We start from the raw sequence: 21,849 nt of genomic DNA on the forward strand, positions 1-21,849 counted from the left end.
ACTCTAATTTATCAGCTCACGTAGAGCAAAATTGATATATAAATTTTCATTGGTGCCTTTAATACTAAGTAGCCTTTCCTTATCAAGGTTAATTAAATCCGTAATATCAAAATGATCAAGTAATTTTTTAGCAAGAGGTTTTATGTCTTTACTAGGAATAGCCGAAAATAACATTACTTTAAGTAATTCGTAATCAGAAAAATGTTTTGCTCCAGCGGCAACGAAGCGTTCTTTTACTCTTTTACGGTGACCTATATAATGAGGCGTATCTATTATTTCATCATTACTAAATTCTAACAAATTATTTTCTAACATTCTTTATGTTTATTCAAATTATAAATAAAGTAAAATGTTGCTGATGTCATTCCTAGCTAAAAGCGGGAATCCAGTAATCTTTAATGTCATCCTAGCTAACTTGATTGCGGGATCTAGTCTTTTTAAATGCTTTTTGGATCCCGTGGTCAAGCCACGGGATGACACTGAGTGCGTTTTTTGATCCACGCAACAATGTCCCGCGGGAATGACATAGATAGCCATACAACAAAATCAATTTTTACCCTACAGTTTAGTATGGAGGATAATCAAGTTTTTTAGGTGATAACGTAAATATTTCAAAACCGTCTTTAGTCACGCCTATAGTATGCTCAAATTGAGCCGATAATGATTTATCACGTGTAGTAACTGTCCATCCATCTAGTTTACTTAATATAGTGTCATAATTACCGGCATTTATCATAGGTTCAACGGTGAAAAACATCCCTTCTTCTAACGTTAGACCCGTGCCGCTGCGACCGTAATTTAATATTGACGGTTCGTCATGAAAAACTCTTCCGATACCGTGACCCGTATAATCTCTAACCACAGAATAATTATGTTTCTCGGCATAGCTTTGAATAGCATGTCCGATATCACCGAGTTTAGCACCGGGTCTAACTACTTCAATCCCTTTCATCATTGCATCATAAGTTACTTGAATAAGACGCTTTGGCTTAATTGCTACGTCACCGACATAATACATACGGCTAGTATCACCGTACCAACCGTCTAAAATTACCGTAACATCAATATTTACTATATCACCGTTTTTTAACGGTTTATCGTTTGGAATGCCGTGACAAACCACATGATTTATAGAAGTACAAATCGATTTCGGAAAGCCTTTGTAATTTAACGGTGCAGGAATGGCATTATGAGAAGTAATAAAATTATGACAAAGGCCATTTAAACTATTAGTAGTGACATTCGGTTTTACGTGATCAATAATAAAATCGAGCGTCTCTGCAGCTAACTTTCCTGCTGCCCGCATCTTTATGAAATCTTTTCCCGTGTGGATTTTTATGGTCATGAATTTTGGTTACCTTTCCCTCAAAAAAATATATTTTCATAATACAAACTGGCTCTTTTAATGTAAATAACTTATCCTATTATTGTGAGAAGTGCTGCTATGTTACTTGATGTAGGTTTTGGATATTATATAATTGCTAATATAATTATTATTTAACATAATGGGTGTAGTGAGGTTATTATTTGCTCTTTCTGTTGTGGCTGCACATTCAACTTCTCATCCATTGCTTAAATTTATAGGTACAACAATTGCAGTACAATCTTTTTTCATGATTTCCGGCTTTTATATGGCTATGATTCAGAGCAATTATACAAGCAAAATAAAATTTTGGAAACGTAGATATTTAAGGCTTAATCCTACTTATATCTTTTGTATTTTAGTTACTTTCTTCTTGCAGCAAAAATTTTCTTTTTTAAGCAATTGTGTAATCTTCCATTTCCGGCTGGTTTTTTTAATTTTTGCAAACCTAACAATGTTGTTGCAAGATGTAACAATGTTTATTGGAATTAATAATAATACAGTACATTTTACAAAATACTTTATTGACTCCACGCCTCCTCTTTATCAATTTTTGTTGATACCTCCTGGTTGGTCCATTGGGCTAGAAATTTCTTTTTATTTAATGGCACCTTGGATTCTAAAAAAGAAAAATATCTATATTTTATCCATAATTTGTATATCTTTAATTACTAGAATTATTCTTCAGTTTAATGGATTTATAGGAGATTCTTGGTCTTATAGATTCTTTCCTTCTGAACTTGCAGTTTTCTTAATTGGTAGTCAAGCATTTTATATTTATACTAATCAAGAAATAAACAAATAAACGAAAAAAAGTCTTGGCTTAGTCAATTACTCTATTTATATATTATATTAATAATTATTACTTTTCCGTTTATCCCAATAGAGCCTCAACTAAAAAAATTACTTTTTTATTGTTTATTTGCTCTATCTTTAGGAAAAATATTTGACTTAACCAAAGATAATAAGTTAGACAAATTAATTGCTTTACTCTCTACCCAATATATTGTTGTCATTTAATTGTCTTGTATAATATATTACCTGCTATTTCATATTGGGCTGATAATGGGACATTTCTTAATACGTTGGTTACTTTTATAACAGTAATAATTATTTCTTTATTGAAAAGCCTATAGAGTATTATAGAAAAAGATATAAAACTCATAATTTAGCTTAATATTTAAAACTATGCTATATTACATAAATAAAATTCTTTCAAACAATAAGGTACAAGCGGTTATCTTAGGGATAATCGGGCTTGGGATTGTTACTGTTCTCACGTCATATAATATAGACGATCCGTCGTTTAACTCGGTCACAACAGAGTACCATAGTAATTTAGTAGGAATTTTTGGCTCTTATTTATCGGATTGTTTATATCAATTTTTTGGGTTGGCTGCTTTTATCATACCGCTTGCTTGCTTTGTTTGGGGGAGAAATTGTTGGTATGGAAGATATCGCGACTCATTTATCCGTATGTTTGTAATGTTGCTTGCTCTCGTTAGCAGTAGCACATTATTATCTAAGATTAAGCTAGAATTCATACCGGCAAATGCAGGTGGAGCTATCGGAATAATAGCTTCTAATTTTTTTGAGCGATTTACAAATCAACTATACTTATTATTAATATTTTTTACCTTTATTATATTAGTTGTTTTATTTGAAATTAAATTTACTTCTTTAAGTAATTTTATTATTAAGCTAGGGAAATTTTTAATCTATCGGATACAATCTTTTTTACATAATGTATTTTCACGATTGTCGTCGATAAGATTATTCCCTACTAAAAACAATGATAAGATAAATATAACTTCTTCTTACCAAAAGCCTGTAAGTGAAAAAGTAAAATTTCCTGAAGAAGCGAGATCCGTACCTGCAAATCCTATAAAATTCTTTAGCAAACCTGTTAGCCCTAAAATATCTCAAAGCGAAATAGCAGAATTGCCGCCTATTTCGTTATTACGTGATCCTGAAAAACATCATGTAAAAGGAGCTTCGTCCTCAGAGCTTAAACAAAAGGCTGAAGAGTTATTAACCGTGCTGAATGATTTTGGAGTTAAAGGGCAGATAATTAATATCAATCAAGGACCGGTGGTAACTCAATATGAATTTGAGCCGGCAGCAGGTACGAAAACATCAAGGGTAGTAGGATTATCTGACGATATAGCACGCTCACTATCTGCTTTATCAACAAGGATAGCAGTCATACCCGGCAAAAATGTACTTGGTATTGAGCTTCCTAATAAGCAGCGTGAATTCTTTTGCTTAAAAGAACTTATAGAGACCCCAGAATACCAAGACAAATCAACTTTATTGCCGTTAGTCTTGGGTAAAGATTTAGCAGGTAAGCCGCTGATTGCCGATCTTGCTAAAATGCCTCATTTATTAGTAGCAGGAACCACCGGCTCAGGTAAATCCGTCGGTATTAATGTGATGATTGTGTCGCTCTTATACCGCTATACTCCCGAAGAATGTCGCTTTATCATGATTGATCCGAAAATGCTTGAATTATCGGCTTATGATGGAATACCGCATTTGCTAACTCCTGTGGTAACCGAGCCTTCTAAAGCGGTAGTTGCTCTTAAATGGGCAGTTAAGGAAATGGAAAACCGTTATAGAATGATGAGCAATATCGGTGTTAAGAATATCGCAGGTTATAATGCAAAAATCTTAGAAGCGGTTAAAGAGAATAGGGTAATTGAGCGTTCGATTCAAACTGGTTTTGACCCTGAAACAGGTAAGCCTATTTACGAAACCGTTACAATGAACATGGAAAAACTGCCTTACATAGTGGTTATTGTTGATGAGATGGCTGATTTAATGCTAGTTGCCGGTAAGGATATTGAAATGCTGATTCAAAGGCTTGCTCAGATGGCAAGAGCGGCAGGCATCCATATTATTATGGCAACACAAAGACCTTCTGTAGACGTTATTACTGGTGTCATTAAAGCCAATTTTCCAAGTCGTATTAGTTTTAAAGTTACCTCTAAAATCGATAGCCGAACGATTTTAGGAGAGCAAGGCTCCGAGCAGTTACTCGGTATGGGTGATATGTTATTTATGGGGAGTACTTCCAAGATAAGTAGGGTACACGGACCGTTTGTTAATGAAGCCGAAATTGAGCAAATTACGGAATATTTGAAAGAGAGAGGTACGCCTGAATATATCTCTGCCGTTACCGAGCAACCTGAAGAAGACGATAGTAGCATTGATATCGGTGACGGCACCTCTGATGAAGTGCTTTACAAAAAAGCTGTGCAGATAGTGCGTGACGAACGCAAATCTTCCATTAGCTATATCCAAAGGTCGCTTAGAATTGGCTATAACAAAGCTGCCAACTTAGTTGAGAAGATGGAGAAAGAGGGAATAGTCTCACCACCGAATCATACAGGTAAAAGAGAGATATTATTGCCTGAGAGGTAGGGTATTTTTTCGTCATGCGCTACGCAGCCGTAGGCGTTGTTGCATGGCTCTTATGTCATTCCTGTGAAAGCAGGAATCCAAGAAAAATTATAGATACAGCAAATTTTTGAAATTTAAAGCTCGCTTTATGCTGGATTTCTGCTTTTGCAGGAATGACATCAATATATTTATCATTGACATTCGAATTTGATAAAGCTTTAGGACAAAAGCTTTTACAAAAAGCAATATATGCCGGTGATTTAGAGTTAGTAGAAACTTTATTTATATAGTAAAGGTGTTGATTGCCCAGTACAAAGACCAATTAGGACGTATAGCTCTGCATCATGCTATAAAAGCTAATTGCGGTGAAGAATTAATACAGTTTTTAATTGAACACACTGCGTATATTAATTATCGTGATAAATCAGGTCTAACACCGCTGGCTATGGTGAAGAGTAATCATTGTGTCCCGGCTACAGAATTATTGCTCAAAGCTAATGCTTCTGAATATTATATGTATGATGATGTTATTAAGGTGTTAGGAGAATATGGATACTAAATAGTCATTGCGAGCGGGCATTGCCCGAGTGGAGCGATTCCCTCCCTGTCATCCCATGGTTTGTCCACGGGATGACACCCAGCAGATTTCTCGAGCCATGCAACAAGGCCAACGCCGCTACGGAATGACATATAATCTATACATAAAAATATCATCTATGTTATTAATTATAATAGACATACTAAAAAAGTTGCGTTATAACACTTTTTAAGTGATTTAATTTTTATTAAGCTTTTACATATGGCGAATATTTCTCCAAAATTATTTCGAAAAGCAATACAACAAGGTCTTAAAGCCGCTTTATTCACCACCTCAACCGCAGCGATAATGCTGAGTAGTAGCGGGGCACTCGGTGTTGCTGCAGGTGTTGTTGCTACTGATAATCATGCAGCATTTAGTGATAATATTGGCAATGGTAATTGGAATGAGATAACGGCTGAAGGGTTAATTATTATTACTCCTGCTGACAGTCCTCAAAACAATTGGGCATTTACTTACGGTGGTGATTATACTATCACTGCAGATGTAGCCGATCATATTATTACGGCTATAAATGTTGCGGATACTACTCCTTAGATCTAAATATTGCTCAAAATACCGTCTTTGGTTCGATTATAACGAGAGGTAACTTGTTGCCTGTTACTATTACTGCCGGCAAAAGCTTAACTTTAAATGGTAATAATGCTGTTGCTGCAAATCATGGTTTTGATGCGCCTGCCGATAATTATACAGGTTTAGGAAATATAGATTTAGAGGGAGCGAATGCTGCACTAATTATACAATCTGCAGCTCCGGCAAAGATAACACTTGCAGGAAATATAGATGGAGGAGGTATAATAACTGTCAAGACAGATGCTGCCATTAACGGAACAATAGGTAATACAAATTCATTAGCCACGATAAGTGTAGGAGCAGGTACAGCCACGTTAGGGGGAGTGGTTATTAAAGCTACTACGACTAAGTTGACAGATGCTGCATCGGTATTAACCCTTACAAATGCAAATGCAGTATTAACAGGTGCGATTGATAACACCACAGGCGGTGATAATGTAGGTGTCTTAAATTTAAATGGTGCATTAAGTCAAGTAACCGGGAATATAGGTAATACAAATTCATTAGCCACGATAAGTGTAGGAGCAGGTACAGCCACGTTAGGGGGAGCGGTTATTAAAGCTACTACGACTAAGTTGACAGATGCTGCGTCAGCAGTAACATTTACGAATCCTGTAGTGGTGACCGGAGCGATAGATAATACCGGTAATGCAAATAATGGTATAGTAACGTTTACCGGTAATAGTACAGTAACTGGCAATATAGGTAATACAAATGCATTAGCAACAGTGAATGTAGGAGCAGGAATAACATTACAAGCTGGAGGAAGCCTAGCTGCGAATAATATAGATTTTGGAGCCAGGAGTACTTTAGAGTTTAACGGACCTCTTGATGGTGGTGGTAACGCAATCCCTTATTATTTTAAAGGAGCTATAGCAAACGGCAATAATGCTATATTAAATGTTAATACAAAGTTACTTATGGCATATCATTTAACTATAGGAACAGTTGCAGAAATCAATATTGGAGCTGGTAATCTTTTTGCAATTGATGCAAGTGCTGGTGATGTTACTATATTAAATGCTCAAGATATTCATTTTAGAGCTCTAGATTCTGTTTTAGTACTTTCTAACTTAACCGGAGTCGGAGTAAATAATATATTATTAGCAGCTGATTTAGTAGCTCCCGGTGCTGATGAAGGTACGATAGTCTTTAATGGTGGGGTTAATGGCCTGAATATTGGGAGTAATGTAGCAGGTACCGCTAGAAATATCGGTGATGGAGGCGGTAATAAATTTAACACTTTACTTATTTATAATGCCGTTACAATAACTGACGATGTAAATTTAGAAGGTATACAGAACGTGCTTATTAACAATAATGCAGATTTTACTAGCAGTACAGCATTTAATGCTGGTGCTATACAAATAAACGATGCTACTTATACGATTGATGCAAATAATGGTAATTTAAATATACCGGCAGGAAATATTCAATTTGCACATGCGGATGCTCAATTAGTATTACAAAATAGTTCAGGAAACGATCGTACGATCACACTAGGTGCGAATATAGACCCTGATAATGACGATGAGGGTATAGTAATATTAAATTCTGTAACTGCAGGAAAAAAATTAACGATAGCCGGAGGCAAGACGTTTGGTGGAGCTCATAAGTTACAAACTATATTGTTCAAAGGAGCGGGAGATTGTAGCGCGGCAGGTACCACTTTTAATACAACAAATATAGTGCTTGATATTACAGGTCAATTAGAACTTGGAGCTACTACAGCAAATGTAGTTTTATTTAATGATGCTGTTCAATTAACTCAAACCGGTAATATTGGCGGTTTCTTAGATTTTAATGCAAAAAACGGTACGGTAACATTAAATAACAATGTAAATGTTGCGGGAACAGTCCAAAATACCGGCGGTACTAATAACGGTACGTTAATAGTTTTAGGTGCAAGTAATCTTAATAGAGTAAACGGGATTGCTATGTTAAAAGTAGGTGCAGGAAATGTAACTATTGCCAAAGGCGGTAACGTTAAAATCGGCGAAATCCAAGGTGTACAGGCACAAATACTTTAACATTACCTGCACACTTTAACTTAACAGGCAGCATAAATAAAACCGGTGGTCAGGCTCTGAAGCTAAACTTCATGAATGGCGTTAGTGTTAGTGGTGTTGTAGGGACTGCGGCTAATTCGGTTGGTGATATCACAACGGCAGGTGCTACAAGTTTTGCAAGCAGTGTTAACGCAAAAGGTACGGCGACACTTGGCGGTACTACAAGTTTTGCCAATACATTCACTAATACAGGTGCGGTTACTTTAGCCAAAGGTTCTATCACTAGTTTTGCTAAAAATGTAACGGCTACCAGCTTTGTAGCTAACAGTGCTACTATTAATTTCGGCAATAGCCTAGCCTTTAATAGTAATATAACAGGTAGCGGTACTACACTTACTTTAGGTGCAAATCAAGTAACATATACTGGCACCGGTAGCTTTACCGATACGCTAACCTTAAATACTACTTTTGACGGAGCAGCTAAGTCAGGTGGTAATATCTTAATTAAATCAGGTAGTACTCTTGATTTATCAGGGGTTTCAACTTTAGCACTTGTTGTTACTGCTACTAATTTCGACATGAATAATATAAGCCCAGATACAAAATATACGGTAATATCTGCAGAAACAGCAGGTGGTTTAAAGCCTACTCCTAAAGAGAATGTTAAAATAACTATTAATAATGACAACCGTTTTGTTGACTTTACTTTTGATGCATCGACTTTAACGTTATTTGCAGAGGATATAGCTGCAGATGTTATAGATGAAGATTTTGCACCGGGTGGACCGCTTGCAAATATCCCAAATGCTGCAGCAAATATAAAGAAATCGCTTGAGTTAATGGAGGATGCTCCCAATGGTTCAGATGCACGTCAAGCTTTCAATAACTTTGGTCTAATGACACCGCTACAGGAAGCAGATGCTACAACTCATCTCATGCAAGATGTTGTAAAACCTAGCGAACACTATAGCTGCCGTTAATAATCAAGTTGTAGCGAGTAATATATCAAGTAATATAACTGCTCTAAATGCTAGAATGGATAAAGTACAATCAGGGAATAAAGGTCCTGTTTCTTCTGGTGATGAAGATATGGATGCTAAGTTTGGTGCGTGGATAAGCCCGTTTGTCGGTAATGCAACGCAGAAGATGTGTAACAGTATAAGTGGTTATAAGTCTGATACAACTGGTGGCACTATAGGTTTTGACGGCTTCGTTAGCGATGATCTAGCACTCGGACTTGCATATACAAGAGCCGATACTGACATTAAGCTAAAAAATAATAAAACGGGCGATAAGAATAAGGTAGAGAGCAACATCTATTCTTTATACGGTTTATATAATGTACCTTATGAAAATCTCTTCGTTGAAGCTATAGCATCTTACTCAGATAATAAGATAAGAAGCAAATCAAGACGTGTTATTGCAACGACACTAGAGACTGTCGGTTATCAAACTGCAAACGGTAAGTATAAATCCGAAAGCTATACAGGTCAGTTAATGGCTGGTTATACCTATATGATGCCTGAGAACATTAACTTAACACCGCTAGCTGGGCTTAGATATTCGACTATCAAAGATAAGGGCTATAAGGAAACCGGTACTACTTACCAAAATCTTACCGTTAAAGGCAAGAACTATAATACTTTCGACGGTTTACTCGGTGCTAAAGTATCAAGTAATATCAATGTCAATGAAATAGTGCTAACACCTGAGCTTTACGCAATGGTCGATTATGCATTCAAGAATAAAGTTTCGGCGATTGATGCAAGATTACAAGGTATGACTGCTCCTCTTCCAACCAACAGCTTTAAGCAAAGCAAAACAAGTTTTGATGTCGGTGTCGGTGTTACTGCTAAGCATAAAATGATGGAATACGGGATTAACTACGATACCAATATCGGAAGTAAGTATTTCGCTCAGCAAGGTAGTGTAAAAGTTCGTGTTAATTTTTAATTAACCGTTCTATAATCATAAAAAAAGCCTATATAGTTTGACTATATAGGCTTTTTTGCTTTATAATGTAGTTTTGAGAAGCGTCATTGCGAGGAGCGAAGCAACGTGGCAATCTCGTCAAATATCCTGAGATTGCTTCGTCACTTACTTCGTAATTTCCTTGCAATGAAGATAAAAACTTAAATAAAACATTATGTTAGATAATATTAGAAAAACTGCCGATAGTTTTATAATGCGGGTTTTATTCGCAATGATAGCTTTTGCTTTTGTCGGCTTTGGTATTAAAGATGTATTAAATGGAAGAAGAAGCGGCGATATTGTTACTTTTTCTCATGTGAAAAATATCTCCCAGGAAGATTTCTTGAGAGCAAAATCTTTAGAAATTAATGCTATAAGTAAGCAAACGGGAACAAGTTTAACGGATGAAGAAATAGCACAGTTAAATATTGATAACCGAATCCTAAAAAGGCTTGTTTACGATAATGTCTTAGATTATTTAGTGAGTTATTATGACTTAGATCTAAGTGATGATACAGTTAAAATTTTAGTTAAAGAATCACCGGTTTTTAAAAATGAGCAAGGTGTTTTCAATATAAAAATTTTTAAAACTTATTTTAGAAATTCTTATATGGATGAAGAAAAATATTTATTAAACTTCAAAGAAAAAGCTCTAAAAAATATTTTTGTTGGTACTTTTATAGAAAGTTTCTATGTTCCTAAAGCTATGACTGACAATATAGTAGATTATATGGCTGAAAAAAGAGAAGTAGAATTAATACAAATAGATTTACAAAATAAACCGAAAGATTTACAAATCCCTACTCCTACCGGTCAGCAATTAAAGGATTTTTACCAAGATAATAAAACCGCGTTTGAGGTACCTGAGAAACGCAGCTTTTCTTATATTAAAGCTAATATTAAGGATTTAAAAGTCTCAGTTACTCAAGATGAGTTGTTAGAATTTTATAATGAAAATAAAGATGAATTCGGTGATCAAAGTTTTGAAGCGGTACAAAAACAATTACATGATTTATTAAAGGCTCAAAAAATCGACATACTTAATATGGAGTTTGCTAAAAAGCTGGAAGATGAGACGGCAGCCGGTTCTAGCTTAGTTGAAATTGCCGAAAAATATAAGCTACCGATACAAAACGTTAACTATATCAGTTATGCAGAGCTTATTGAAGATAAAATAATTGCTGAAAGTGCCGATAGTATTTTTGAGCTTTCGGAAGGTGAATTATCTTATCCTATAGAAACAGAGGATAAAAGCTATCTTATATTGGTAGAATTAAAATCTATTCAGCCGGCAAAAATACCTGAATTTGATGCTATTAAAGAGCAGGTAAATAAAGCTTGGATAAAGCGGAATATTGCAGATGTAAACTTAAAAATTATCAAGGATTTAGCAAAGGAATATAATTCAGATCAAGAGAACATAAAAGAGCTTAAAGCTACCGGAATAAAAATAAGCAAAAAAAGCTATATTAGATCCGAAATGGAAAATGATCTAACACTAACTCCTGAAATATTATTATCCATTTTTAATACTACAATAGGAAGTAATACGCCTGTATTTCAAGTAGGTAATGAAGTATATTTTGCACATATTAAATCTAGCAGTATCGATGAATTAACAGCTAAAAATATTCATGTCAATTCAGAAAAAAATATAATATATAATATTAAAAATTCTGTAATTGATGAGCTAATTAACTACACAATTATTCAGAATGATATGCAGGTAAAAGCTAATTTTAGTAAGTAGCGAAATCCATCAGGTCATACCGTATCGTCATTGCGAGGAAATTACTAAGTAATTGACGAAGCAATCTCAGGATATTTAATGAGATTGCCACGCAGCCTATGGCTGCTCGCAATGACGATAAAATAAGCCGCACATTATAAACAAAAAAAACTATGAGCTTTAAAGATTTACCGGAGTTTTTAAAATTTTTAGAAAAAAACGGTGAGTTAAAGCGTATTGCTCTTGAGGTTAAAACTGACTTAGAAATTACTGAAATTAGTAGAAGAGTATTAGCACAAGGCGGACCTGCATTACTTTTTGAAAATGTTATAAAAGTCGACGGCATTAAGTCCGACATACCTGTTCTAACTAATCTTTATGCTAGTATAAATCGTATTTGTATGGGGCTTAAACTTAAGTCACCCAAAGAATTAAGAGAACTTGGCATTTTACTAGCATTCCTTAAACAGCCGCAACCACCCGCATCTTTTAAAGAAACATTGTCAATGTTACCGCTTGCTAAGCGTATATTTGCTATGTCTCCTAAAACCGTATCAAAAGCAGCTTGTCATGAAATCGTCATTGACAAACCGAATATTAATATATTGCCGATCCAAAGATGTTGGCCGGATGATATTTCGCCTTTAATTACTTGGGGTATAGTATTTACTAAAGGTCCAACAAAAGATAAAATCGATAATTACAACCTTGGCATATATAGAATGCAGGTTATTTCAGAAAATAAGCTATTGATGCGTTGGTTAAAGTTACGGGGGGGAGCAGAGCATCATAAACGTTGGAAAGAAGCAAAACAAGAACCTTTTCCTACTGCTATCGTTATCGGGGCAAATCCAGCGGTAACTTTGGCAGCAGTTATGCCGATACCTGAGAATATCTCGGAGTATAATTTTGCTGGTTTACTCGGTAATAAAAAAGTAGAGTTGGTACAATGCAAAACTATTGACCTCAAAGTACCTGCACATAGTGAAATAGTTCTGGAAGGCTATGTAAGTTTAGAGGAGTATTTGCCTGAAGGTCCTTTTGGGGATCACACCGGATATTATAATGATGTTGAGGAATTTCCTGTATTTACGGTTACCGCAATAACGATGAAGAAAAATCCAGTATATTTAAGCACCTATACAGGAGAACCGCCTGATGAGCCATCAATCTTAGGTGAAGCATTAAATGAAATTTTTATTCCTATATTACAGCAACAATTTCCGGAAATAGTCGATTTTTGGCTTCCACCTGAAGGTTGTTCATATAGAGTTGCGGTAGTATCGATTAAAAAATCCTATCCCGGTCATGCTAAAAGAATAATGCTTGGGATTTGGTCTTACTTACGGCACTTTATGTATAGTAAGTTTATTATAGTTGTAGATGACGATATTGATGTTCGTAATTGGCAAGAAGTAATTTGGGCAATAGCAACAAGAAGCGACCCAAGGCGTGATACGAGCTTTATAGATAATTCCCCGATAGATTATTTGGATTTTGCATCTCCTGAGTCAGGCCTTGGTAGTAAAATGGGAATAGATGCAACCGATAAAATATACCCTGAGACAAATAGAAAATGGGGTAAAAAAATAGAAATGAGTCAGGAAGTTATCGACAAGGTTAATAGTATGTGGAATAGTTTAAAGATATAAGGTATACTCGTTTAATTTGAAAAATTGGCGTTGTTGTTTCATATTTTTTGATCCTCACGTAGGGCTAATGATTTAATTTGGACGTTTTTTGTCAATAATTACTTACTCGGTAAAAAACCGATGCCTTTTGATTTGCTATATTGGAATGCGGATTCTACTAATTTGCTGGCAAAAATGTATGAGGAATATTTACAAAATACATATTGCAATAACTTGCTAAAAGAGTCTAATAATTTAGAGGTACTCTGAACAAAAATAGATCTTGGAAAAGTTAATTGTAACTCTTTTTTCGTATTATTAAACGGACATAAGATTTTTTGTCTCACGGATTCAGGGCATGTAGCAGTTGTAGTTAACCCTCCCGCTAGTGCTAAATATAATTATCGGTTTAATGACGACTTAAGTTTAAGTAGTCATGAGTGGCTTATGAAAGCTACGGAATATAAAGGCTCATGGTGGAATTATTGGCTTAATTGGCTTATAAAAAATAATGATAATAAGCTAGTAGATTCTTTAGATTATCAGAATCTAGAGGTTATTGAAGAAGCTCCAGGAAGTTACGTAAGGAAGTAGGTGTTGTTTGTGGGGATACTAAATCGTCATTGCGAGCAGCCATAGGCTGCATGGCAATCTCATGAGATTTTGCTTCGTCAATTACTTTGTAATTTTCCTCGCAATGACGGAAAAGCCGATCTATGCAATGCCTAAAATATAAATAAGTCATGAAGAGAAAAAATAATAAATTTATAGAAATATCTATTGCCTTTATTTTGGGAATTGCTTTAGGTATTTATGGACAGAATCCGGATTATTTTACTAATCTAATAAGTCAAAAATCATTAGCTTTATCTGCTCTGCAAATAAAGCATTACAATATTTCAGAGCTTTCAAGAAGTAAAGTTAGTACATGTTTTACTCCGCCTGCCGGTTGTACTAAGTTTATAGCCAATCAGATAGATAAAGCTGAAGAATCTATTTATATGCAGGCATACGGTATGAGCGATGCGTTAATTACTACTGCACTTATTAATGCACAAGCGCGAGGAGTAAAGGTTAGAATATTGCTTGATCGTAGTCATTTAAAGCAAAAATTTTCTAAATTACATGAATTACAACGAGCAAAAATTGATGTATATATAGATAAAGTACCGGGAATCGCTCATAATAAAGTTATAATTATTGATAAAAAGAAAGTAATAACCGGTTCGTTTAATTTCACGGCTGCTGCCGATAAACGTAATGCTGAAAATGTAATTATTATAGAAGATCAGGAGCTAGCAGAATCTTATTTACAAAATTGGTTAAACAGAAAGGCGAGCAACTGAGAGGAGATTCCCACTATGTCATTCTTGCGAAAGCAGGAATCTAGTAGCTAAAAGATATAAATAGATTTTAAACATTTTTGATGACATTCACTAGCTTGTTTGAAATCTTTAGAAGTTGTTGCTTCTTTAGTAGTATTCAAAATAGTATTAACATTATTTTGTATAATTTCGGAATTTTTCTTAAGCAAAGATTGCATGCTTTTTGTAGCAATTTGGTTAGTTATTAAAAGAATATTCATAGCTCTTTGCATTTGTGATAGATGCAAGATCTACACTAGGGATATTGTATTTTTCATAGAACTCATATAAAATTCTGGATTCATATAGGATTTCATTAAATCTAAAAATTGTGTATTATTTCACATTATTCATTATCCTAAAAAATTTTTTGTGTTTTATAGGTTACGTATATGTAAACATAAACCCTCAATTCATGCTCACATTTATAAAATTATGAGTCAATAATTGTTAGCATTAAGAATAATATTAAAAATAGTTAAGTTTTTATAAATGTTAGATACATCAATTCAAGCATTAATAAATAAGTGGCAAAAATACCTCGTTTTGCAAAGAAATTACTCTAATCATACAGTAATTTCTTATAATAATGACCTTAAGCATTTTCTTGAGTTTATGAATTATTATAATTCAGAGCTTGTAACGATAAATCATATTAAAACCGCAGATATCAGATTAATCCGAAGTTGGCTTGCAAAACGTAACTGTGATAATTTTACCGCTTCTTCAATTTCACGTGGTTTATCTGCAGTAAAAAATTTTTATAGGTTTTTAGAGAAAACAACACAATTAAATAGTCATATAATTTTTTCTATAAAATCTCCTAAAAAGACTAAATTGTTACCAAAAGCTTTATCGGAAGATGATGTAGTAATATCACTTGAACATATTGAAGAATACGGGAATGTTAAGTGGGTAGAACTTAGAAATAAAGCCCTACTTGTCCTTATATATGCTTCAGGTCTACGTATATCGGAAGCATTATCAATTACGAAACTTCATCTACAAAATCTAGAATTTATAAGAATAATAGGTAAAGGTAGTAAAGAAAGAATAATTCCGTGGTTACCGATTGCTAAAAATTTAATTACCCAATATTTAGAAATATTGCCGTATAAGTTAGGTGATAATGAACCCATATTTAGAGGAAAGCAGGGTAAGGAATTGCAACCATCGGTATTTAATCGTGAATTAATTAAATTAAAGCATTTTTATGGTTTACCGCAGCATTTAACTGCTCATTCATTTAGACATAGTTTTGCTTCACATTTGCTTGAGCATGGTGCAGATTTACGCTCTCTTCAAGAACTATTAGGTCATAAAAGTCTATCTACTACACAAAACTATACTAAAACAAGTATAAAGCATTTAGAAGCTGTATATACTACCGCATATCCAATTAAAAAATAAAATATATTAATATTCATAATCTTCTTGCATTAATTTTAAGTTATATATTATTTTAAAAACCTTATAAACATAATATATTAAAGTTAATATTGAGATATTAATATGCTAGAAACACCTAAATTACCTATGGGATATAAACCTTCTCAAGATGAAGAATATATGTGTCCTAATCACCTAGAATATTTTAGACAAAAACTTTTAAGATGGAAAGAGGATTTATTAAAGGAATCTCAAGAGACTTTAAATCATTTAAAGGAAGCAAATTTAAAAGAATCCGATCTTAACGATTGTGCTACTCATGAAACAGAAAGAGCTTTTGAGCTTCGTAGTAGAAATAGATATTGTAAATTAATGAGTAAAATAGAAGAAGCATTATCACGTATTAAAAATGGGGAATATGGTTACTGTGAAGAAACAGGCGACCCAATAGGTATAAAAAGATTAGAAGCACGACCTATTGCTGCATTATGTATTGAAGCTCAAGAGCGTCATGAAAATTATGAGAGAAGTCATTTGGATGAGCCTGGGAATTAAGTAGCTAGGTAATTTATGTGCGTGGATCTCAGGAATCCAAAAACATTTAATGCCACCCCGTGGCTTGACAACGGGGTCTAGAAAAACAAATTATTATATTAATAATTTTAGTATTTTTAACTAGATTCCGCGATCAAGTCGCGGAATGACAATAATTCATTTTTGCAGGCATGATACTTGAACATCTAAAACCTAAAGAAGTTAGAGCATTTACTGTTTCAAATAAAGGTAATCCCATAACATTTGAATATGAGCCGGAAATAAATGAGATAAAAGCTTCTGCATAACCGGAAATTTTACATCCGCCGGCTTTATCTATTCCCTCATCCAAAGAACAATAAAAATTAATCTCTTCATCACTTAATTTTTTGAACTTAACAATAGTCTGAACTATTTTTTGTCTAACTGTAAGCTGATCATTCTCTTTTTTGATAATACATAAACCGGTATAGACACGATGACGACGTCCGGATAACATCTTAATACAATTCTTGACTTCTTCATAAGTAGTAGCTTTCGGCAATATTCTTCTACCTACTGCCGCTACGGTATCGGCAGCTATAATTATAGCTGATTCCTCTATTTGAGATGCAATTTTTATAGCTTTTTCGTAAGCAAGTCTTATGGCTAAGGGAGCGGGTAATTCACGCAAATTAGGTGTTTCGTCTATATCTGCCGGAATAATTTGTGAAGGGATAATTTTGATTCTGTTTAGTAACTCAATTCTTGCAGGAGAGCTTGATGCTAATATAATCGGTAGGTTTTTTCTGTTCTGCTTCATACTTATAAAGACTAGTGACGATGAATCACACGCCCCTTAGTTAAATCATAAGGAGTCATTTCTACCATAACTTTATCTCCTAGTAATATTCTGATACGATTTTTACGCATCCTACCGGAAGTATGAGCAATAATTACATGCTCATTCTCAAGCTTTACTCTGAAAGTAGCATTAGGTAAAAGTTCAAGTACTGTACCTGTAAACTGAATGAGATCGTCTTTTGACATTATAATTTATGTTTTTATGGTCGGGGCGGAGAGATTCGAACTCCCGACCCTCTGGTCCCAAACCAGATGCGCTACCAGGCTGCGCTACGCCCCGATAATTAATTATACCTATACTATATACTCTATTATTCGTAGCAAATCAATTTGTTTATGTAAAAATTTATAGATTTTACCTAGAAAAAGTGGTTTTGTTAGGTTCTAAGCGTCATTGTATTAGTCCTGCGGCTTTGTTGTATGGCCCTTATGTTCATACCCGTGGAAGCGGGAATCTAGTCTTTTTTGCTGTTATACTGTGACTTGACCCCGATCTTGTATAACAGACTGTGTCCTGAGATCCCGCAATCAAGTTGCGGGATGACATTAAAGATTACTGGATTCCTGCTTTCGCAGGAATGACATAAGAGGTACAAAAATTAATAAAGTTTTGCGGTTTTCACTAAGAAGCTAAAATAGATAGGTTTTACCCTTGTATTTCTTAAGTTTTATATACGGATTTACCGAATTTCTATAAAAAGTACATAAAGTTTAATTTATTTTAAACAAGAAAAAGTAATCATAAGTTACTTTTCTATATAGAAAATACCTTATTTATAAGTATTTTTATAGATATTTTTAGTATTAATTAATGTTTTTCAATTAAAAGTAATATGTTATTTATATAACAAAATCATAAGTTAGAAAAATTAAGCCCAAATTTAGGAGATATTATGTCAAGTCAACGATAAAAAATTTAATAAAAAAAGGCATGTTTACATCAATTGCGGCATTGATGCTTGCTAGCACTAGTTAGTGCCCTTGGTACTGCTAACCGAATCGTAACAGTAGGGGGTGGCTCAGTAGCTGATGGTAGTGCTTTTGGCGTAGGAGCATATGTACCAGGTTCATTTGTAACCCTTGGCAAAGTAAATAATTTTACTGTAGATGTGCCAGCAATTCCTGCTATATATTTAGATACCTTTAATAATGCAACAATGACTGTGCCAAATAACATATTTTGGACCGATTATACCTGGTTGATCTTACTAAAGAAAATGTCGGGCGTGTTGTAGATGTCCCTAACGCTATAAACATCACTTTAACAGGTACGCCAGTTACAAATGCACAAGTACTTGCAGTGGTTCCTCCTGTTGCTCCAGGACCAGGAGAAGCACCAGGGAATACTTTTTTAACAGCTTTAATTTTAACGATTTAGCTAGTACTTTGATTTTTCAGGCTACATCTACTTTTTCCTCCTACTGGTGATAATAGAATCGCCTTTATCTCAGATCCAGGTAGTATAGTAACTTCTGTTCAAGGCCAGGCAGATCTTACATTACAGATTGACACTGACTTTCAATTTAAACATCCAAGTTGGATTAAGGCAAAAACTTTTAATATTGCAAATAATAAGCTACTTAATTTTGCTACTGATACTTCACCAGCCGCAGGTCTTTACGTTAATGAAGTTATGGATATACAACCTATAGACATAGTATCAAGTTTGGCGGCCAAAATGCTACTTATGACGTAAGTAATGAATCGCCAAATGCTGCAGAATTTGTGGCTAGCTTCAACCTAGTTCCAGCAAATGATGTAGATGGTCAATTAAGAGTACACGTGGCTTCCGGTAGCCGAGAAATTGCACTTAATGCAGGTAGCGGTAATGGAACAGGAGGGACAATAAGGCTTAACAAATTTTTAACCGATGGGATAGGAGCTCCTCTAAATCACACTCCAGCTACAATTACAGGAACCATCTTTGCCCAAACTATTCAGATAGGGAACCAGTATCAGCCTATTAATATAGGAGTAGACACGCCGTATGGTGTGGATTGGATACCGGCGCGGGAGGATTAGTACAATTTACGCAGAACTCGTTAGTACGATTTTAGCAAGATATAATTTCTGATGTAGATTTTAACGGTACGGCCGCACAAGTAACAATCGCTGATGGTAAGAATGTTGGTGGGACTACCGGTGGTAATATAGATAATACATTAGGAGGAGGTGTGAATATATTAAATTTTGTCGGTAATAGTACGGTTATCGGTAATGTAGGAGCTACAAATCCGGTTAATATATTAAATGTTCAAGGCAATAATGCCGGTACAATAAACCTTGTTGCGGGCGGTAATTTAGCGGCAGTAACAAGTAGCGGAGGTGTTAACGGCATTGTTAATGTTTTAGGAGTAGGTACGCGTAATGCTGCGGTCGGAGCAGGCCAACTTACAACAAATACTACGGGTAATGTTACTGTCGGAACAGGAACATATACAGTACCGGTAATGCAACTTTTGGCGGGGCCGGAACTATTAACACAACAGTTATTACAGGACAGACTGATTTTAAAGGGTCTGCAGGTACGGTTAACGTTAATGATACCGGTACTTTAGCAGCAGTGACAAGTAGTGCAGCAACTAACAGTAATTTAGTATTTTTAGGAGGCGGTAACGTTACCGGAGTCATAAATAATATTGGAGCAATTACTGTTAATGCAGCAGGTAATAAAACGGTTATCTTGCAAAAAAGTGTATCCGCTACTTCTTTAACACTTGGTAACAATGCTGTGGCGAATTTACAAGACTCGCTTACAAAAAGCGGTAACGTGGATTTTACCAATGGCGGTGTTTTAGAGTTTTCGGGAGCAAATCCTGCAGGTTATTTACTTAACAGCCAAATCAAAAACGGGAACACAGGAACATTAAACGTTTATACTACCGGTACTACTTTAACGGCTACTGATTCAAGTATAGGTATGGTAAACACAATTAATATCGGGCAGGGAAATGCAGTCGCGGCATTTACGATAGATGTATCTAACAAGGCTTTAACGCTAGGAAGTGATATTAATTTGAATAATACTAAATCCGTATTTGGTTTAACTACTAGCAAAAATCAACAAGTTACCTTTATGAATAGTGTCGATGGTTTTGCCGGTGGAGGCGGTAGCGTCAATTTAAGTAGTACTTCTAGTACTATACCTAATAACAATGTGTTAACTGTGTTAACTTTGCAGGGTAATTTGGGTAATGAAACTCTTGGCACAAAGGCAAACCTCCTTGCTGTTATAAATGTTAGTGGTAATGTCGGCGTTGTTGGTACTAATGCTACGTTAGGTACAAATGGACTTGATATGAGTAATACTGCAGTGCTTAATATTGCTGCTGGCGGGGTTTTTGCCGATGCATCACTTACCTCGGCTAAGATTGCCAAAATTAATATCGGTGAGGTTAATGCTGGACCAGCCGTTTATGCCCTTGATGCATTAAACGGTGATTTTCCATTAGATGCACCAGGTGTTACATTCGTGAATCCCGCATCTGTTTTAAAGTTAATGACTACCGTAGCTAGCGGCAAAAACAGTACTATAGAGTTAACAGGTAATATAGAGCCAGTTGTTCCAAATACCGGTGTAGTTGAGATAAATGCAAGAAATGCTAATACCAAGTTAACAATAGATGGTATGGCTAATAAGTATGCTATCGGAACAAAAGCAAATCCGGTGAGTAAAGTACCACTTACAGGGCACGGAACACTGGTAATAACTGCTCTTAATACCCCAAATATCGACGTATCTGTTGCAAAAGTTGCTATAGGATCAAAAGTTTGGATCAAATTTTTTTCTCCACTCCTTCCGGTCCTATTAATAGCGAGCTTGGGGCTGTAAAGATTGACGGTAATATGAATTTCCAAAATAATGTCGGTACCGTAGCAATATTTGCTAGTGATATAGCAAATAATATAACATCAGCTATTACCGGTAATATAACAAGTACCGGATGTACTAACGGTACTATAGGTACAGTTGACGGTAATGGAAACTCAACGAATACAATTACGAACCTTGCAATGTTAAAAGCGGGTGTTGACAACAGCACCGTTACGATTAACGCCGGCGGTAATATGTCAATTGCTGAAATCCAAGGAACCGACACGGGTAATAAGTGTTTACTCAAGCAACTAATTTAACCAGTGGTATTAACATCACAGGTGGTAAAGCTGTGGATTTAATGTTTACCGGTCCAAGCAGCGTTAGTGGAGCTATAGGTAGCAATACTTCAAAAGTGGGTGATATAACTATTAGCGGTGATGTATTAAATTGTACCGGAGGTATTAATGCAGGATATGTAATATTAATAAATGGTGGCGACATAAAATTTAAGGGAACAACGAATAGTTTAGATATTTCTGAAGGATCAAGCTTTTCTTTGCTTTTAAATCCTGAGGATAGAGCATGGTGATTTTTGATGAATTTACTGCTATTACTTATTCCGGTAG

The 21,849-nt window shown here is 35.0% G+C and carries 21 protein-coding genes, 1 tRNA gene and 2 pseudogenes; 18 read left to right on the forward strand and 6 right to left on the reverse strand.

Annotated elements, in window-relative coordinates; translation table 11 throughout:
- Positions 1–3 precede the first annotated feature (3 nt).
- Together RPR_RS05205 and map are read right to left on the reverse strand one after the other, a co-directional pair.
- Positions 4–315, reverse strand: coding sequence for a UPF0758 domain-containing protein (locus RPR_RS05205; protein ID WP_085065711.1), 312 nt, complete (start codon positions 313–315; stop codon positions 4–6).
- 250 nt (positions 316–565) lie between these two features.
- Complete coding sequence (map, locus tag RPR_RS05215) at positions 566–1,345, reverse strand: type I methionyl aminopeptidase (protein WP_012736858.1); 780 nt, start codon at positions 1,343–1,345, stop codon at positions 566–568.
- 160 nt (positions 1,346–1,505) lie between these two features.
- Here map and RPR_RS05220 point away from each other — a divergent pair, with 160 nt between their 5' ends.
- From RPR_RS05220 to pld, 9 genes and pseudogenes are all read left to right on the forward strand, one after another.
- Positions 1,506–2,168, forward strand: coding sequence for an acyltransferase family protein (locus tag RPR_RS05220; RefSeq protein WP_228368813.1), 663 nt, complete (start codon positions 1,506–1,508; stop codon positions 2,166–2,168).
- A 383-nt stretch (positions 2,169–2,551) separates the two neighbouring features.
- Entirely contained in the window at positions 2,552–4,786 is a 2,235-nt protein-coding gene (locus RPR_RS05225) for a DNA translocase FtsK (RefSeq protein ID WP_012736859.1), read from the forward strand.
- A 274-nt stretch (positions 4,787–5,060) separates the two neighbouring features.
- The gene (locus tag RPR_RS05230; RefSeq protein WP_228368814.1) at positions 5,061–5,324 is read left to right on the forward strand and encodes an ankyrin repeat domain-containing protein; all 264 of its coding nucleotides are present in this window, start codon (positions 5,061–5,063) and stop codon (positions 5,322–5,324) included.
- 240 nt (positions 5,325–5,564) lie between these two features.
- Entirely contained in the window at positions 5,565–5,900 is a 336-nt protein-coding gene (locus RPR_RS09925; RefSeq protein ID WP_410526302.1) for a hypothetical protein, read from the forward strand.
- An 86-nt stretch (positions 5,901–5,986) separates the two neighbouring features.
- Positions 5,987–9,898: pseudogene (locus tag RPR_RS05235) on the forward strand (autotransporter outer membrane beta-barrel domain-containing protein); the annotation flags it as partial.
- A gap of 193 nt (positions 9,899–10,091) precedes the next feature.
- Positions 10,092–11,666 carry a SurA N-terminal domain-containing protein gene (locus tag RPR_RS05240; RefSeq protein ID WP_012736860.1) on the forward strand — a complete coding sequence of 525 codons (1,575 nt, stop codon included), beginning with the start codon at positions 10,092–10,094 and terminating at the stop codon, positions 11,664–11,666.
- A gap of 152 nt (positions 11,667–11,818) precedes the next feature.
- A complete protein-coding gene (locus RPR_RS05245) occupies positions 11,819–13,297 on the forward strand; it encodes a UbiD family decarboxylase (RefSeq protein WP_012736861.1) in 1,479 nt (492 codons plus the stop codon).
- Between the two features lie 426 nt (positions 13,298–13,723).
- On the forward strand, positions 13,724–13,870 hold the full coding sequence (locus tag RPR_RS08625; RefSeq protein WP_014411112.1) for a hypothetical protein: 147 nt from the start codon (positions 13,724–13,726) through the stop codon (positions 13,868–13,870).
- A gap of 149 nt (positions 13,871–14,019) precedes the next feature.
- The gene (pld, locus tag RPR_RS05255; RefSeq protein ID WP_012736862.1) at positions 14,020–14,622 is read left to right on the forward strand and encodes a phospholipase D; all 603 of its coding nucleotides are present in this window, start codon (positions 14,020–14,022) and stop codon (positions 14,620–14,622) included.
- Between the two features lie 47 nt (positions 14,623–14,669).
- On the opposite strand, the pseudogene RPR_RS05260 reads toward pld, so the two are convergent.
- Positions 14,670–14,957, reverse strand: a pseudogene (locus RPR_RS05260) (phasin family protein).
- Positions 14,958–15,132: 175 nt separating this feature from the next.
- Between RPR_RS05260 and RPR_RS05265 the strand changes: the two are divergent.
- Together RPR_RS05265 and dksA are read left to right on the forward strand one after the other, a co-directional pair.
- The gene (locus RPR_RS05265) at positions 15,133–16,050 is read left to right on the forward strand and encodes a tyrosine recombinase XerC (protein ID WP_012736863.1); all 918 of its coding nucleotides are present in this window, start codon (positions 15,133–15,135) and stop codon (positions 16,048–16,050) included.
- 102 nt (positions 16,051–16,152) lie between these two features.
- Entirely contained in the window at positions 16,153–16,584 is a 432-nt protein-coding gene (dksA, locus tag RPR_RS05270; RefSeq protein ID WP_004997250.1) for an RNA polymerase-binding protein DksA, read from the forward strand.
- Between the two features lie 133 nt (positions 16,585–16,717).
- On the opposite strand, the gene RPR_RS05275 is transcribed toward dksA, so the two are convergent.
- The 3 genes from RPR_RS05275 to RPR_RS05285 all read right to left on the reverse strand — a co-directional run bounded on the left by RPR_RS05275 (position 16,718) and on the right by RPR_RS05285 (position 17,686).
- Positions 16,718–17,365: a Maf family protein gene (locus tag RPR_RS05275; protein ID WP_012151371.1), complete on the reverse strand. Its 648-nt coding sequence runs from the start codon at positions 17,363–17,365 to the stop codon at positions 16,718–16,720.
- A gap of 11 nt (positions 17,366–17,376) precedes the next feature.
- A complete protein-coding gene (gene infA / locus RPR_RS05280; protein ID WP_012736864.1) occupies positions 17,377–17,592 on the reverse strand; it encodes a translation initiation factor IF-1 in 216 nt (71 codons plus the stop codon).
- A gap of 17 nt (positions 17,593–17,609) precedes the next feature.
- Positions 17,610–17,686 (reverse strand) — tRNA-Pro (locus RPR_RS05285).
- A gap of 679 nt (positions 17,687–18,365) precedes the next feature.
- On the opposite strand from RPR_RS05285, the gene RPR_RS09760 reads away from it, so the two are divergent.
- From RPR_RS09760 to RPR_RS05325, 7 genes are all read left to right on the forward strand, one after another.
- Positions 18,366–18,641, forward strand: a complete 276-nt coding sequence (locus RPR_RS09760) for a cell surface protein (protein WP_085065712.1) — start codon at positions 18,366–18,368, stop codon at positions 18,639–18,641.
- Entirely contained in the window at positions 18,587–18,784 is a 198-nt protein-coding gene (locus RPR_RS09165) for a hypothetical protein (RefSeq protein WP_228368815.1), read from the forward strand. The genes RPR_RS09760 and RPR_RS09165 overlap by 55 nt, the downstream gene beginning before the upstream one ends.
- A 347-nt stretch (positions 18,785–19,131) precedes the next feature.
- Positions 19,132–19,428, forward strand: coding sequence for a hypothetical protein (locus tag RPR_RS05300; protein WP_187145780.1), 297 nt, complete (start codon positions 19,132–19,134; stop codon positions 19,426–19,428).
- Positions 19,429–19,580: 152 nt separating this feature from the next.
- Entirely contained in the window at positions 19,581–19,964 is a 384-nt protein-coding gene (locus RPR_RS08630; protein WP_187145818.1) for a hypothetical protein, read from the forward strand.
- 5 nt (positions 19,965–19,969) lie between these two features.
- On the forward strand, positions 19,970–21,238 hold the full coding sequence (locus RPR_RS09170; RefSeq protein WP_228368816.1) for a hypothetical protein: 1,269 nt from the start codon (positions 19,970–19,972) through the stop codon (positions 21,236–21,238).
- Positions 21,178–21,540 (forward strand): hypothetical protein, encoded by a 363-nt coding sequence (locus RPR_RS05320; protein WP_085065821.1) that lies wholly within the window; start codon positions 21,178–21,180, stop codon positions 21,538–21,540. Before RPR_RS09170 ends, RPR_RS05320 begins: the two co-directional genes overlap by 61 nt.
- A complete protein-coding gene (locus RPR_RS05325) occupies positions 21,516–21,812 on the forward strand; it encodes a hypothetical protein (protein ID WP_085065713.1) in 297 nt (98 codons plus the stop codon). The genes RPR_RS05320 and RPR_RS05325 overlap by 25 nt, the downstream gene beginning before the upstream one ends.
- Positions 21,813–21,849: the final 37 nt, after the last annotated feature.

It is taken from the genome of Rickettsia peacockii str. Rustic (genome assembly GCF_000021525.1).
Lineage (GTDB): Bacteria > Pseudomonadota > Alphaproteobacteria > Rickettsiales > Rickettsiaceae > Rickettsia > Rickettsia rickettsii.

What these genes read in the sequence shown, in the direction of transcription:
- RPR_RS05205 (WP_085065711.1), bottom strand. Translation starts at nt 315, where the DNA reads ATGTTAGAAAATAATTTGTTAGAATTTAGTAATGATGAAATAATAGAT.
- map (WP_012736858.1), bottom strand. Translation starts at nt 1,345, where the DNA reads ATGACCATAAAAATCCACACGGGAAAAGATTTCATAAAGATGCGGGCA.
- RPR_RS05220 (WP_228368813.1), top strand. Translation starts at nt 1,506, where the DNA reads ATGGGTGTAGTGAGGTTATTATTTGCTCTTTCTGTTGTGGCTGCACAT.
- RPR_RS05225 (WP_012736859.1), top strand. Translation starts at nt 2,552, where the DNA reads ATGCTATATTACATAAATAAAATTCTTTCAAACAATAAGGTACAAGCG.
- RPR_RS09925 (WP_410526302.1), top strand. Translation starts at nt 5,565, where the DNA reads ATGGCGAATATTTCTCCAAAATTATTTCGAAAAGCAATACAACAAGGT.
- RPR_RS05240 (WP_012736860.1), top strand. Translation starts at nt 10,092, where the DNA reads ATGTTAGATAATATTAGAAAAACTGCCGATAGTTTTATAATGCGGGTT.
- RPR_RS05245 (WP_012736861.1), top strand. Translation starts at nt 11,819, where the DNA reads ATGAGCTTTAAAGATTTACCGGAGTTTTTAAAATTTTTAGAAAAAAAC.
- RPR_RS08625 (WP_014411112.1), top strand. Translation starts at nt 13,724, where the DNA reads ATGAAAGCTACGGAATATAAAGGCTCATGGTGGAATTATTGGCTTAAT.
- pld (WP_012736862.1), top strand. Translation starts at nt 14,020, where the DNA reads ATGAAGAGAAAAAATAATAAATTTATAGAAATATCTATTGCCTTTATT.
- RPR_RS05265 (WP_012736863.1), top strand. Translation starts at nt 15,133, where the DNA reads ATGTTAGATACATCAATTCAAGCATTAATAAATAAGTGGCAAAAATAC.
- dksA (WP_004997250.1), top strand. Translation starts at nt 16,153, where the DNA reads ATGCTAGAAACACCTAAATTACCTATGGGATATAAACCTTCTCAAGAT.
- RPR_RS05275 (WP_012151371.1), bottom strand. Translation starts at nt 17,365, where the DNA reads ATGAAGCAGAACAGAAAAAACCTACCGATTATATTAGCATCAAGCTCT.
- infA (WP_012736864.1), bottom strand. Translation starts at nt 17,592, where the DNA reads ATGTCAAAAGACGATCTCATTCAGTTTACAGGTACAGTACTTGAACTT.